This window comes from Segatella copri, from assembly GCF_949820605.1.
Taxonomy (GTDB): Bacteria; Bacteroidota; Bacteroidia; order Bacteroidales; family Bacteroidaceae; genus Prevotella.
The window spans coordinates 1,613,565-1,627,697 of sequence record NZ_CATKVU010000006.1; the positions used below are offsets into that span (position 1 = coordinate 1,613,565).

Sequence of the window (14,133 nt, forward strand, 5' to 3'; positions counted from 1 at the left end):
ATCAAGAAGAAAGGGAAAAGCGTATGTTTAGCATAGCAGAACATCTGAACGATTTCTTCGACTGGATCAGCACGCTATCGTTTAGCAGTATCGTGAAAACCTACTGGTTCCTCTTCTTCATCGAGATGCCAAGATATTATATCCTGGAATATCTCGTAATCGGAAACCGACTGATGAAGAGAAACCAGATAGATAAAGAGAAAGAATATGCCAAATTCTTCCTGTACCGCGAGAATCCACTCGTAAGTATCCTCGTACCGGGAAAGAACGAAGGCAAACATATATTCAAAATGGTGAACTCGCTGGCTGAGCAAACCTACCGCAACTACGAAATCATCGTGGTAGACGATGGTAGCGACGACGACACCAAACTGATTTGCAACGACCTCTACCGGGCCGGGTATATTACCCACTACCTGAGATTGGATACAAGAGGCGGTAAAGCTGCCGCCAGCAACTATGGAGCCCAGATGGCAAGAGGCAAATACATCGTATGTCTGGATGCCGACTCTTCGCTCGACCGTGATGCACTGGAGAAGATTCTACTCCCCTTCTACATCGACGGAATGGTAAAGGGTGTAGGCGGATGCGTGAAGGTACGCAACTACAAGGAAACCATCTGCTCATCGCTGCAGGCTTTCGAATACCTGAAGCGAATACAGGTGGGACGTATCGTAACCAGCGAACTGGGTATCTACCACATCATCTCGGGAGCATTCGGAGCCTTCGAAAGAAAGACGCTGAAAGAAATAGGCTACTGGGATATCGGACCGGGACTGGACGGTGACCTGACACAGAAGCTCCGCAAAGCCGGATATAAAGTGAAATTTGCCGAAGATGCCATCTGCATGACCAATGTGCCTACCAAATGGTACAAGCTGTATCATCAGCGCATCAGATGGTCGCGCTCGCTCGTGAGATTCCGTCTACGCAAGCATGCCGACATTCTGTTGCCTACAAAGAACTGGAGTATCCTTAACTGGTTATCTAATATGGAGAGTGTGGTTTTCGACTGCTTCCTCAATTTTCTGTGGTTGTGGTATATCATCAAGCTCGCCATCACGTTTAACACGCACATCGTTGAAGTGCTGGCACTGGGCTACTTCATCAGAGTATGCTTCTCGCAGCTTGCCTTCATCCTGGTGCTGATGGTTTCAGAAAGAAAGAAAGACGTGTGGTTCCTCTACAGATACCTGCCACTGATGTCGCCTTATACAGGTTATTTCCTGCGTATCGCCCGCCTGTCGGCTCATCTGCAAGAGATCTTCTTCCGACGTTCTTACAAGGACGCCTGGAATCCAGAGAAGACTTCGCGCTATGCTCAGCTTGAAGGAATCTAAAAGACCTGAGCTACTTGCTGTAACATACTTACAGCAGGGAGCTCCCAATAAAAGAAATAACATTATATAAAACATAAACAGAATATAGTATATGATAAACAAGTCTTTTGAGTTTAAGATTGGAGTAATAGGATTGGGATATGTTGGTACTCCACTGGCATGCTTATTCTCAAAGAAATACGATACATGGGGTTATGACATCAAAGCTGAGAAGGTAGCCAAGTTAGCCAAAAGCGCGATGGAAGACAACAGACCTGTATCCAAAGCTTTGGAACAGGGACTGAAACTGACCAGCAATATTGATGACCTGAAGAAGTGTAATGTGTATATTATCGCTGTACCGACACCGGTGAACAAATCGAACAAGCCAGACATCAGTTGCGTGCGCAATGCTACAGCTGAGGTTGGCAGGATTCTGAAAGAAGGTGATATCGTAGTCTACGAGAGTACCGTTTACCCAGGTCTGACAGAAGAGGTCTGCGCTCCATTACTGGCATCTACATCAGGATTGAAGTTGAACCAGAGTTTCTTTGTAGGCTTCTCGCCAGAGCGCATCAACCCGGGCGATACTGTTCATACCATCGAGAACATCGTTAAGGTTACCAGCGGTTCTACACCCGAAGCAGCAGCTATCATCGACAGTCTCTATGCTTCAGTACTTACCCATGGCACCTACAGGGCGAAGAGTATCAGAATAGCAGAGGCATGTAAACTGATGGAGAACTGCCAGAGAGACGTGCAGATAGCCTTCTTCAATGAGATGGAAAAGATTTTCGACAAGATGAACATCAACATCGAAGACGTAACGGCGGCAGCTAGCACAAAATGGAACTTCGTGCCAGCTACTCCAGGACTCGTTGGCGGCCACTGCATCGCGGTAGACCCATACTACCTGATTAACAAGGCACAGGAGGTTGACGTGGTACCATCGCTGCTCTCTACAGCCCGCGAGGTTAACGAGCAGATGGCGGTATGGATAGCAGGAAAGATAAAGAATGCATCTGAAAGCAGAAAGTTCAAGGCTCCGGAGACTAACGTGCTGATTCTCGGCTTCTCGTTCAAGCCAGACAGCGATGATATCAGAAATACAAAAGTAGCCGATCTCTATATCAACCTGGTAGGAGCAGGTTACAAAACCACACTCTACGATCCATTGGTAGATGTAGAGGAAGTAAAAAAAGATTATAACATTAAGGTGACAGATGATCCTAAAGTTCTGGAAAAGGAGTACCAGATTGTGGTAATCGGTACCCATCACAAAGTGTTTGACAGTATTGACATGAACAAACTTATCTCGGATAAAGGATTCATGTGCGACATTTATGGCATTCACAAGCCAAGAAGCTAGAGCTTCAAGACCAGATAGAACCTTTATAATAAACCAGTGAAAAATGGAAAAGAACAAAGTGCTAATCGTCGATGATATTTCAGAAAATATTGAAACTATTTCTGAAATGATAAAGGACTTTGACATCGACGTGAAAACTGCAAATGGCGGAAAAGAAGCCATTGAACTGATTGACTCATTCAAGCCGGACGTGATACTGCTCGACTTGATGATGCCAGATGTAACTGGGTGGGATGTAATAGACCATGTACGCTCTAAATACTCGAAAAGTGAAATGGTCATCATCGTGGTTTCCCTGTTAAGCAACAAGGATAATGTGGATGAATGCTACGAGCTTGGAGTAAACGACTACATCACAAAGCCTATCATCAAAGCCCGTCTCACCAGTTCGCTAGACGCTCATCTAAGCAGTCTTGCAAGAGGTTAAAGTGCCTCTTGCAAGATTGCATCTGCATGAGCTATGCGATCACTAGTAGGAGAATCTATGCCTTCCAGCGGGTAGGCAACACCTAGTTTCTCATACTTGTAGATACCCATCGTATGATAGGGTAAGACATCTATACGCTCAATATTAGAGAGTGTAGAAAGAAAATCGCGCAACTGATAGAGGTATTCATCCTTGTCGGTAATACCTGGAATCAGGATGTGACGAATCCATACTGGTTTGTGTATCTCGCTTAAATAACGTGCACAATCCAGTATGTTTACATTAGAATGGCGGGTGAGTTTACGATGCTCTTCATCGTTGATATGCTTGATATCAAGAAGAACAGTATCAGTGACGGCCATCAGACGCTCGAATTTATCGAAGAAAGCACCCTCTTTCCTAAATGGTTGCGCTGATGTATCAAGACAGGTATTGATGCCACGCTGATGGGCTTTCTCGAAAAGTTCGATGAGAAAGTCTATCTGCATCAGGGCTTCTCCACCACTTACAGTAATACCGCCCTTGTCACCCCAATAACTCTTGAATCGCTCTGCTTTATCCAACAGGTCATCGGCACTCCACTCTTCTCCTACCCCCGTTTTCCAGGAATCCGGGTTATGGCAGAACTGGCAGCGCATCGGACACCCCTGCAGGAAAATCAAAAATCTGATGCCTGGTCCATCTACAGAACCAAAGCTCTCTATGCTGTGAACAAATCCTTTCATGCGCCGACTTTCTTTTCTTGGTAATTATCCCAAAGAATAAAAGCAAGCCCAGGAACGACTATAAGAGCAGTGACGACACCCAAAAAATCAACTAAATCCATAATTATTTCTTTTTATTTTTAGACTTTATTATAAAATACATTCCTAATGCAACTATCAAGACCATAAAGAAAACGCCCCAAGCATACAACCTAGTTCTATCTATATTATCTTGCATAATTCCTGCAAAAATGACACCACCAAGAATGAGCTTGACAACATCAAAACAGAATTTGTAACCCTCTTCATAAAGGGCTTTCTTTTGTTCATTATTTAGTTTCATACCGCAAAGATAGCACTTTTTTCAATACCAAGTTTAAATTTGCAGTTAAATAAGCTAAATTGCCCGCTAAATATCCTCGGAAAGAAAATCTAGCGGGCAATCTATATGTTACAAAGAGACAAGAGAATTCTTCACTCTTCCCTCTTCATTCTTCACTTCCTTAGAGTCTCTCGTGAGCCTGACGAGCGATTACGTCGAGCTGCTGCTCGCGTGTCAAGTCGATGAACTTAACAGCGTAACCACTCACACGGATAGTGAAGTTCTGGTACTCTTCTTTCTCTGGATGCTCCATAGCATCCTTGAGCTTGTCGATACCGAATACGTTCACGTTCAGGTGGTGAGAACCCTGGTTGAAGTAACCATCCAATACACCTACCAATGTCTGGGCACGCTCCTCATCGTTATGACCGAGAGCACCTGGACTGATGGTCTGAGTATTAGAGATACCATCGAGAGCATACTCGTATGGCAACTTAGCTACTGAGTTCAATGAAGCCAAAAGACCGTTCTTCTCTGCACCGTAAGATGGGTTAGCACCTGGAGCCAAAGGAGCACCGGCTGGACGACCATCAGGCATGTTGCTGGTGAACTTACCGTATACTACATTTGATGTGATAGTCAAGATAGATGTAGTAGGCTCTGAATTGCGGTATGTATGATGCTTCTTGATCATGTTCATGAAGGTCTTGAGCAACCATACTGCAATCTCATCAGCACGCTCATCATCGTTACCGTAACGTGGGAAGTCACCCTCGGTCTTGAAGCTGAGAGGGAAACCAGTCTCATCACGGACGATGTTTACCTTGGCATACTTGATAGCTGAGATAGAGTCAACCACGTGGCTGAAACCAGCGATACCTGTAGCGAAAGTACGACGAACATCTGTATCGATGAGCGCCAACTCTGCTGCCTCGTAGAAGTACTTATCGTGCATGTAGTGGATGAGGTTCAATGTCTTCACATAAACGCCAGCCAACCAGTCCATCATATCCATGAAACGTGGCATGAACTCCTCGTATGTCAACACATCACCCTCAACGGCGCGATACTTAGGACCGCACTGCTCGCGTGTCTTTGAGTCAACACCGCCAGATACAGCGTAGGTCAAGCACTTAGCCAAGTTGGCACGTGCACCGAAGAACTGCATTTCCTTACCTGTCTGAGTAGCAGATACACAGCAGCAGATGCTATAGTCGTCACCCCAAACTGGACGCATTACGTCATCGTTCTCATACTGGATAGAACTTGTCTTTACAGAAATCAAAGAAGCGTAGTGCTTGAATGCCTTTGGCAAGCGAGAGCTATAGAGTACTGTCAAGTTTGGCTCTGGTGAAGGACCCATGTTCTCCAATGTGTGGAGGAAACGGAAATCGTTCTTGGTAACCATTGAGCGGCCATCCTGACCCATACCACCTACTTCGAGAGTAGCCCAAACTGGGTCGCCGGTGAAGAGTTCGTTATAAGAAGGGATACGGGCGAACTTAACCATACGGAACTTCATGACCAAGTGGTCGATGAGCTCCTGAGCCTCATCCTCGGTAAGAGTACCCTCATTCAAATCGCGCTGGATATAGATGTCGAGGAATGTAGAGATACGGCCTACAGACATCGCAGCACCATTCTGAGTCTTCACAGCTCCGAGGTAACCGAAGTACAACCACTGAACAGCCTCGCGAGCGTTCTTAGCAGGCTGAGAGATGTCGTAACCATACAACTGAGCCATCTCCTTCAAGCCCTTGAGAGCCTTGATCTGCATAGAAACCTCTTCACGAAGACGGATTACTTCGTCAATCATCTCACGGTCGCCCATGTTAGCGAGGTCGTTCTTCTTCTCCTCGATGAGGAAGTCGATACCATAGAGGGCTACACGACGGTAGTCACCTACGATACGGCCGCGACCGTATGTATCAGGAAGACCGGTAAGAATGTGGTTATGGCGAACGAGCTTCATCTCTGGAGTATAAGCATCGAATACGCCATCATTATGAGTTTTGCAATACTTGTGGAAGATTTCGTGGAGCTTCTCTGATGGCTGATAGCCATATGTTGTACAAGCCTGCTCCGCCATCTTGATACCACCGTAAGGCATGAAGGCACGCTTCAGAGGCTTATCAGTCTGAAGACCTACCACTTTCTCCAAATCCTTTGTACCTTCACCAATATAAGCAGCACCATAAGCTGTCAATCCTGAAACGATTTCTGTTTCCATATCAAGCACACCACCCTTGGCGCGCTCCTCCTTCTGGAGTTCCTTCAACATACCCCAAAGGGTATTAGTTGCCTGAGTTGGTTCTGCAAGGAACGACTCATCGCCGTCATAACAAGTGTAGTTGTTCTGAATGAAATCACGAAGATTCACTTCACTCTGCCACATGTTTCCTTTGAAACCTCTCCATTCTGTTTTCATCATTTTGATACTTTTTTTTATAAAGTTAATAATTATATATTTTGCACACACTATCTATTTTGAGTTGGTTTTATACCTATTATATATAGTAAAATAAAAAAGCCCGAACACGTTTGTGCCCGGGTTTTTAAGCACCTTCATTTGAAGGTGCGTAAATCATGATGTTATCGTTCTTTCCGACAGCATCTGTTTTTCCTACATATCCTAAGTTAATTCCCACTTTTAATTTCATGTCTTTTAAATTCATTATTTGTAATTGGCTTGCAACAGTTTTGCAATGCAGGTGCAAAGTTACGACAATAAAATGAGAAAAGAGAAGAAAACCGAAACATTCTTCTCTTTTCTATGAAAAATCATCATTTATGAGTATCATTCTACTGATTCTCAAAAAAATGATTGAGATTTTCGATGAATAATCCGAAACACTTGTCATGAATCTGACGTGTCATGGTAACAGGGTTCTCCGCATTCAGAATGGTACCGCTCATTGCCACACCGATGCCCAATTCTGCAAGCGGATCTATATCGTCTGGAGTCAAACCTCCGATGGCTACCATAGGCAGAGAGATTTTATTCTCCCTCATCTTCTCAATAATCTGGCGATAACCTTCTATACCCAACACGGGAGAGAGTTTCTCCTTGGTAGTAGTATAGCGGAACGGACCACAACCGATATAGTCAGCCCCCTGTTCATGCAAACGACGAATATCATCAAATGTATTGGCTGTGCCTCCGATAATGAATTCATCACCCAGGAGCCTACGGGCCTCATCAACCGGCATATCATTCTTTCCAAGATGTACACCATCTATCTGTAACTTCTTCACCAGTTCTACACGGTCGTCGAGGATAAAAGTTGCACCGGCACCCTCGCAAGCCAACTTTAACTTACGGGCTATAGGCTCAACCTCTTCATCGGTAGCACCTTTCATGCGAAGCTGAACCCAATCACATCCTCCGATAAGTGCCAGATAGGCTCCTTCGAGATAAGAGAAGCGCTCGTTCTGATGCGTGATAAACTGAAAGCTCGTCTGAAAATGAGCTAATGCTAAAGACTTGTTCATACGTACTATAAAATATCAATTCGCTTGCAAAGATACTACATTCACCCGACAAAATCCTACAATTTACCTTTTTTAAACTTCGTCATTTTCGGCAAAAATAATCCAAAATAGGCTACAAATTTGCAAAAATAACGAAAAATCCTCATTATTAAACGATTTGTAAACATCATTAAGAGGATTTTTTATTAATTTTGCAGCCGAATTATTAGTTGAAACAAAAAACAATATATATAATATGACATTATCAACTACAATCAAGACACTCGCCTTTGCCTCTATCCTGGCGTTGGCTCCATCGCAGATGATGGCAGCACAGAAAGGCGGTACTTTCACTACTGGAGACAAGACATTCCTCCTTAATGACAAACCATTCGTAGTAAAGGCTGCCGAGTTGCATTACCCTCGTATTCCTCGCGCTTATTGGGAGCATCGCATCAAGATGTGCAAGGCGCTTGGCATGAATACCATCTGCCTCTATGTGTTCTGGAACATCCATGAGCAGCAAGAAGGAAAGTTCGATTTTACGGGTAATAACGATGTGGCTGCATTCTGTCGACTGGCTCAGAAGAACGGCATGTACGTGATTGTACGTCCGGGTCCATACGTTTGTGCAGAATGGGAAATGGGCGGTCTGCCTTGGTGGCTCTTGAAGAAAAAGGATATCCGTCTGCGTGAGCAAGATCCATACTTCATGCAGCGTGTAGAAATATTCGAAAAGGAAGTAGGCAAGCAGCTGGCTCCGCTCACTATCCAGAATGGTGGCCCTATCATCATGGTTCAGGTGGAGAATGAATATGGTTCTTACGGTAAGGACAAACCATACGTAAGTGCTATCCGTGACATCGTTCGCAAATCAGGCTTCGACAAGGTAAGTCTCTTTCAGTGCGACTGGTCATCCAACTTCCTGAACAATGGTCTCGACGACCTTACCTGGACCATGAACTTCGGTACAGGTGCCAACATCGACCAGCAGTTTAAGCGTCTCGGCGAGGTTCGTCCTAACGCTCCAAAGATGTGTTCTGAGTTCTGGAGCGGCTGGTTCGACAAGTGGGGAGCCCGCCACGAGACCCGTCCTGCCAAAGATATGGTTGAAGGAATGGACGAGATGCTGAGCAAAGGTATCAGCTTTTCTCTATATATGACCCACGGCGGAACCAGTTTCGGTCATTGGGCAGGAGCTAACTCTCCAGGTTTCCAGCCAGACGTAACCTCATACGATTACGATGCCCCTATCAACGAATGGGGATTGGCTACACCTAAATTCTATGAGCTCCAGAAGATGATGGCGAAATACAACGATGGCAAGAAGTTGCCAGCCGTACCTAAGGCTCCAATGTCTATCATCAAGGTACCGGAGTTCAAGTTTACCGAATACAAGCCTTTGAGCTACGGTATCGGAAAGGAAAAGGAAAGCAATGCTCCACAGAGCTTCGAAGATATGGATATGGGATGGGGAACCTTAGTTTACGAGACCACAGTTCCTGCCATCGAAAACATATCTACTTTGACTGGTGAATTCCATGATTTTGCCCAGGTATATGTGAACGGAAAATATGTTGGCAAGATTGACCGTGTAAAGAATGAGAAATCACTCGAATTGCCAGCGATGCCACAGGGAGCCCAACTCACCATTGTGGTAGAAGGTATGGGAAGAATCAACTTCGGTCGTGCCATCAAGGATTACAAGGGTATCATCGGCAACGTAACCCTCACTACACAGAAAGAGGATTGCGAGTTGACTCTCACCCCTACCCGATGGAACAACAGTACCATTGCTGATGATTATCAGACAGCGGTAAAGGCACTCGCCATGCCAACCAACAAGATGCGCGGTCTTCAGACCAAAGCAGGCTACTATCGTGGCTACTTCAACATCAAGAAGGTGGGCGATACTTTTATTAATATGGAGGCTTTCGGCAAGGGTCAGGTTTACGTGAATGGTCATGCCCTCGGTCGCTTCTGGCAGATTGGTCCTCAGCAGACCCTGTATCTTCCAGGTTGCTGGTTGAAGAAGGGAAAGAACGAGGTTATCGTGCTCGATGTAGTTGGTCCTAAGGGCGAGGCTGGTAAGCCAGGTTCCAACGTGGCTCCTACCGCTTTCTGCCAGGATCATCCAGAACTCGACAAGCTGAATCTCGAAAAGAGCAACAAGCACAACGAGCCTGGCCATCGCATGGATCTGAATTCTGAGACCCCTGTATTGAAGGGTGAGTTCAAGGCTGGCAACGGCTGGCAGACCATCAAGCTCGACAAGCCTGTAACAGGTCGCTACTTCGCCATCCAGGCAGAAAGCAGCCAGAGCGGCGACAGTCAGATTGCCCTTGCTGAGGTACATCTTCAGGACGCACAGGGCTACAGAATAGACAGGAATAACTGGGTAGCTTTCTACGCAGATAGCGAAAAGGGCAACTCTACCCTCGACAAGATGTTCGACCTTCAGGAGAGCACCTACTGGCAGACAGAGAAGGGAGCCAACTTCCCACATCTCGGCATCGTGGATATGGGCAAGGAAGTTACCATCTCAGCCTTCGAGTACTTGCCATGTGCCGAGCAGGGCGCTCCAGGCAGCGTGAAGGCATTCAAGCTCTATGTAAAGAAATAAATGAAAAGAGGGAGACCGAAAGTCTTCCTTTTTTTATTTTGTTTTTTTATACTTTCTTATTTTAATATATGAATACTTTTCTGTACCTTTGCACCATAAAACTATTTATTTTATGTTAACAGATATTGAAATAGCTAAATCAGTAAAATTGCGCCCTATCAATGAAGTGGCAGCAGAACTTGGAATTCACGAAGACCAAGTGGAAAACTACGGCCGTTACATCGCTAAGATTACTACGGACAGAATTGACAGAAACAAGTTTAAGAACCATCATCTCATCCTCGTTACCGCTATCAGTCCTACCAAGGCTGGTAATGGCAAGACCACCGTATCCGTAGGTCTCGCCCTGGGTATGCAGAAGATTGGCAAGAAGGCCGTAGTGGCTCTTCGCGAACCATCTCTGGGTCCTTGCTTCGGCATGAAGGGTGGTGCTGCAGGTGGCGGTTACGCCCAGGTTTTGCCTATGGATAAGATTAATCTCCATTTCACTGGCGATTTCCATGCCATTACAGAGGCCAACAACATGATTGCTGCCCTCCTGGATAACTACCGTTTCCAGCACGAGGCAGAGGGTTTCAAGTTGAAGAAGATTCTCTGGCGTCGCGTGATGGACGTAAACGACCGTGGTCTCCGCCGCATCATCACCGGTATCGGCGATAAGAACGGCATCGAGACAGAGACTGGTTTCGATATCACTCCTGCTTCTGAAATCATGGCTATCATGTGTTTTGCAACAAGCATCGATGATCTTCATCGCCGTATAGATAACATCCTCTTGGGCATCACCGAAGATGACAAGCCATTTACCGTAAAGGATATGGGTGTAGGTGGCAGTATCGTTGCTCTCCTCCTCGATGCTTTGAAGCCAAATCTGGTTCAGACAACAGAGGGTACACCGGCATTTGTTCATTGCGGTCCTTTTGCCAACATTGCTCATGGCTGCAATTCCGTCATGGCTACTGCTGCTGCTCTTGAGTATGGCGACTATGCCATTACAGAGGCAGGATTCGGTGCAGATCTCGGTGCAGAGAAGTTCTATGACATCAAATGCCGCAAAACAGGTTTTCAACCAGACCTCACTGTTCTCGTTGTTACCCTCCAGGCGTTGAAGATGCATGGTGGAGTAGCTCTGGAAGATATCAAGAAGCCAAACATAGCAGGAATGGAAGCCGGTTATTGGAACCTCGACAAGCACGTAAAGAACCTGCAGAGCTTTGGTCAGACTGTAGTGATTGCATTCAACAAGTTTGCAACCGATACAGATGAAGAAATTGAAGTATTGCGCAAGCATTGCGAGGAGATGGGTTGCGGTTTCGCCGTAAACAGCGCCTTTGCCGAAGGCGGAAACGGAGCTATTGAACTTGCCAACCTCGTAGTGAAGACCATTGATGAGCGTCCATCAGCCCCTCTCTATTTTGCTTACGATGATAACGATAGCGTTGAGGAGAAGATAGAAAAGGTTGCATTCAATCTTTACGGAGCAGGCAGCGTGACATTGAGCGATTCTGCCAAGGCGATGATTGAAGAGATCAAGAAGCTGGGTGCTGAAAAGTTCCCTATCTGTATTGCCAAGACTCAGTACAGTTTCTCTACCGATGCCAAGGCATACGGTCCTACAGAAGGTTTCGAACTCCACGTTCGCGACATCACCGTAAATATGGGTGCCGAGATGATTGTAGTCATCGCTGGTCCTATCATGCGTATGCCGGGCTTACCAAAGAGTCCACAGGCTGAGCGCATTGATGTAGTAAACGGTGAGATTATTGGTCTTTCTTAAGCACTACAGATTTCACAGATTCATATAAAAAAAGCCCAGGGCGTAATGTCTTGGGCTTTTTCATTTATCTCATACTGAATTCGCAACCACAATATAACTGATTATAGAATTCATTGATTCTCAAGAGTTCACCTCGGCGATTCTGTAAACCGCCCTTCCGCCAATTCATATCCCACCATTCTACATCAGGATAAGCCTCAACGGCAAGATGACCGGCAGTATCTATCTGCCTGATATTCTTCCAGCGCGAAGATGCCAACGTGGTAGTGAGAAGATGAAATCCATGCTCCTGCGCATACTTGGCTGCATGAGAGAGGCGGAACTGAAAGCAGACAGAACAACGGCCGCCACGCTCGGGCTCATCCTCTAAACCCTTAATAACAGAAAGCCACTCCTGATGATCATACTCATCCTCTACATAAGGTACATTCTGGGCTTCCAGAAATCGTTTCAGTTCATGTTTACGGACATCATACTCCTGCTGAGGATAGATATTGCTATTACTGAAATATACAGTAGGCTTCATACCATTACGAAGCATACATTCTACGATAGCCGCCGAACAAGGTGCACAACAAGCATGCAACAAGACAGCTTGACCTTCAGCCTTGCTTCCATCCGGGAGAGTAAGTTTTACGTATTTATATTGTTCTTCTACAGGAATCTTCATTATTATCAATATTAAATATAAAATATAAAATGTGAACAGCTACTTCTGTTACGAAGTATTTTCGCTTTGCTTCAAAAAACAAATGGAGTACAATCTCACGACACCCCCCATTTGCCCAAATATATGCGAAAACTAGTGCAAAGGTACAACATTTATTCGAACCGCCAAATTTTTAACGCGTTTTTTTCATCACAATGGTTCAAGCGGCAAACATTTAACTGTATTTTAACACTTAAGCACCAGTTTCGTTATCTTTAAGAACTATAAATCACGTTTCAGCGTAATAACTGTCAGTTCAGGCCATGCGCCTAGGCGGAAAGGGAAAGAACCACCAATACCCGATGATACATAGAGCATCTGCTCACCAATGCGGTAAGCTCCGCCCCACTCTTTGAAAGCCATGCGGGCAGGCGTCCATTTACCTATTTTCAATTGTCCGGCATGCGTATGTCCCGCCAGAGTAAGTTGTATCTTCTTACCAACTACTTCTCTGCGCCAATGGTGAGGATCATGACTCAAGAGGATTTTAAACATATCTGGATTCAACCCCTTCATCGCTTTCTTCAGATTACTGCGATTGGTGAAAGGAGGCTGACCGGGATTCTCTACGCCTATTACAGCGATAGATGCCATACCATGACTCACCACATGATGTTCGTTCATCAGCTGATGCCACCCCAGACTTTCCTGATAACCATAGAGCATACGGCGGTTTCTCTTCAAAGCGCCAATAGAATGATTGTTGCCATATTCACAATAATCATGATTTCCCCAGATAGAATAGATGCCATCTGGCGCATGAAGCTGCCCCAGCGTATCCAGATAAGGCTCCACTTCGCTGGCTTGGTTATTGACCAGATCGCCCGTAAAGAGAATCATATCGGGTTCTTCATTGTTGGTCGCATCCACCACCTTCTGCACGAAATCATTGCCCGGAGGAAACGAACCGAGATGAAAGTCGGTAATCTGTACCAGACGGTAACCATCAAAATAAGGTGGCAAGTCGGGCGAGGTAAAGGTGATATGTTTCAGTTCTAACCGCTTCCAACCCTCTATAAAGCCGAAGGCAAACCACCCCATTACACCCAAAGCAGGAATCAGAGCAAAGAACCAAGGAAGAAATGCATCGAACAGGATGAAGACAACCTTAGGGAATGCCGAGAAAAGTATGGTAGTAAAGAGTACACGGACTGACAACTTATGGAAGAACCCCATCTGCAACCCCACTTCGGCAAGAACAAGTAACAACGAGGGAACCCACCATAAGATGGCTAGCGGCAAAGGCCACTCACTCACCCCGATGTGCCAAAGCCAAAAGTCGGGCAGGAATGCCAGAACCGACATGACTACTATATAGAATATGGATCTTAATATCTTTTTTAATACCTTCTTCATTGTTTTTCTTTATAACCGGGTACAAAGGTACGATAATTCATAGACAATACAAAATA

The 14,133-nt window shown here is 45.4% G+C and carries 11 protein-coding genes; 5 read left to right on the forward strand and 6 right to left on the reverse strand.

The window, feature by feature from the left end; genetic code table 11:
- The first annotated feature begins 23 nt into the window (after positions 1–23).
- The 3 genes from RCO84_RS07935 (at position 24) to RCO84_RS07945 (ending at position 3,115) form a co-directional block, all read left to right on the forward strand.
- Positions 24–1,340 (forward strand): glycosyltransferase family 2 protein, encoded by a 1,317-nt coding sequence (locus RCO84_RS07935; RefSeq protein WP_144150542.1) that lies wholly within the window; start codon positions 24–26, stop codon positions 1,338–1,340.
- Positions 1,341–1,431: 91 nt separating this feature from the next.
- Positions 1,432–2,688 (forward strand): nucleotide sugar dehydrogenase, encoded by a 1,257-nt coding sequence (locus RCO84_RS07940; protein ID WP_317584649.1) that lies wholly within the window; start codon positions 1,432–1,434, stop codon positions 2,686–2,688.
- 43 nt (positions 2,689–2,731) lie between these two features.
- On the forward strand, positions 2,732–3,115 hold the full coding sequence (locus RCO84_RS07945) for a response regulator (RefSeq protein WP_264899142.1): 384 nt from the start codon (positions 2,732–2,734) through the stop codon (positions 3,113–3,115).
- Here the strand turns inward: RCO84_RS07945 and pflA are convergent.
- The 4 genes from pflA to RCO84_RS07965 form a co-directional block, all read right to left on the reverse strand.
- Positions 3,112–3,840 (reverse strand): pyruvate formate-lyase-activating protein, encoded by a 729-nt coding sequence (pflA, locus tag RCO84_RS07950; RefSeq protein WP_317584650.1) that lies wholly within the window; start codon positions 3,838–3,840, stop codon positions 3,112–3,114. The two genes, RCO84_RS07945 and pflA, sit on opposite strands and share 4 nt — an antisense overlap.
- A gap of 103 nt (positions 3,841–3,943) precedes the next feature.
- Complete coding sequence (locus RCO84_RS07955; protein ID WP_118062908.1) at positions 3,944–4,162, reverse strand: DUF6722 family protein; 219 nt, start codon at positions 4,160–4,162, stop codon at positions 3,944–3,946.
- 160 nt (positions 4,163–4,322) lie between these two features.
- Positions 4,323–6,569, reverse strand: coding sequence for a formate C-acetyltransferase (gene pflB, locus RCO84_RS07960; protein WP_317585508.1), 2,247 nt, complete (start codon positions 6,567–6,569; stop codon positions 4,323–4,325).
- Positions 6,570–6,943: 374 nt separating this feature from the next.
- Positions 6,944–7,633 carry a thiamine phosphate synthase gene (locus RCO84_RS07965; protein ID WP_317584652.1) on the reverse strand — a complete coding sequence of 230 codons (690 nt, stop codon included), beginning with the start codon at positions 7,631–7,633 and terminating at the stop codon, positions 6,944–6,946.
- 235 nt (positions 7,634–7,868) lie between these two features.
- On the opposite strand from RCO84_RS07965, the gene RCO84_RS07970 reads away from it, so the two are divergent.
- Positions 7,869–10,235: a beta-galactosidase gene (locus RCO84_RS07970; RefSeq protein ID WP_317584654.1), complete on the forward strand. Its 2,367-nt coding sequence runs from the start codon at positions 7,869–7,871 to the stop codon at positions 10,233–10,235.
- A 112-nt stretch (positions 10,236–10,347) separates the two neighbouring features.
- Positions 10,348–12,012, forward strand: coding sequence for a formate--tetrahydrofolate ligase (locus RCO84_RS07975; protein ID WP_317584656.1), 1,665 nt, complete (start codon positions 10,348–10,350; stop codon positions 12,010–12,012).
- Between the two features lie 64 nt (positions 12,013–12,076).
- Here the strand turns inward: RCO84_RS07975 and RCO84_RS07980 are convergent, their stop codons facing one another.
- Positions 12,077–12,682 (reverse strand): epoxyqueuosine reductase QueH, encoded by a 606-nt coding sequence (locus RCO84_RS07980; RefSeq protein WP_144150528.1) that lies wholly within the window; start codon positions 12,680–12,682, stop codon positions 12,077–12,079.
- Between the two features lie 261 nt (positions 12,683–12,943).
- Positions 12,944–14,077, reverse strand: coding sequence for a metallophosphoesterase (locus RCO84_RS07985; RefSeq protein ID WP_287870610.1), 1,134 nt, complete (start codon positions 14,075–14,077; stop codon positions 12,944–12,946).
- Between the last annotated feature and the right edge of the window lie 56 nt (positions 14,078–14,133).

Excerpts from the sequence above, each read along its gene's own strand:
- RCO84_RS07940 (WP_317584649.1), top strand. The coding sequence starts at position 1,432 with ATGATAAACAAGTCTTTTGAGTTTAAGATTGGAGTAATAGGATTGGGA.
- RCO84_RS07935 (WP_144150542.1), top strand. The coding sequence starts at position 24 with ATGTTTAGCATAGCAGAACATCTGAACGATTTCTTCGACTGGATCAGC.
- pflB (WP_317585508.1), bottom strand. The coding sequence starts at position 6,569 with ATGAAAACAGAATGGAGAGGTTTCAAAGGAAACATGTGGCAGAGTGAA.
- pflA (WP_317584650.1), bottom strand. The coding sequence starts at position 3,840 with ATGAAAGGATTTGTTCACAGCATAGAGAGCTTTGGTTCTGTAGATGGA.
- RCO84_RS07975 (WP_317584656.1), top strand. The coding sequence starts at position 10,348 with ATGTTAACAGATATTGAAATAGCTAAATCAGTAAAATTGCGCCCTATC.
- RCO84_RS07955 (WP_118062908.1), bottom strand. The coding sequence starts at position 4,162 with ATGAAACTAAATAATGAACAAAAGAAAGCCCTTTATGAAGAGGGTTAC.
- RCO84_RS07980 (WP_144150528.1), bottom strand. The coding sequence starts at position 12,682 with ATGAAGATTCCTGTAGAAGAACAATATAAATACGTAAAACTTACTCTC.
- RCO84_RS07985 (WP_287870610.1), bottom strand. The coding sequence starts at position 14,077 with ATGAAGAAGGTATTAAAAAAGATATTAAGATCCATATTCTATATAGTA.
- RCO84_RS07965 (WP_317584652.1), bottom strand. The coding sequence starts at position 7,633 with ATGAACAAGTCTTTAGCATTAGCTCATTTTCAGACGAGCTTTCAGTTT.
- RCO84_RS07970 (WP_317584654.1), top strand. The coding sequence starts at position 7,869 with ATGACATTATCAACTACAATCAAGACACTCGCCTTTGCCTCTATCCTG.
- RCO84_RS07945 (WP_264899142.1), top strand. The coding sequence starts at position 2,732 with ATGGAAAAGAACAAAGTGCTAATCGTCGATGATATTTCAGAAAATATT.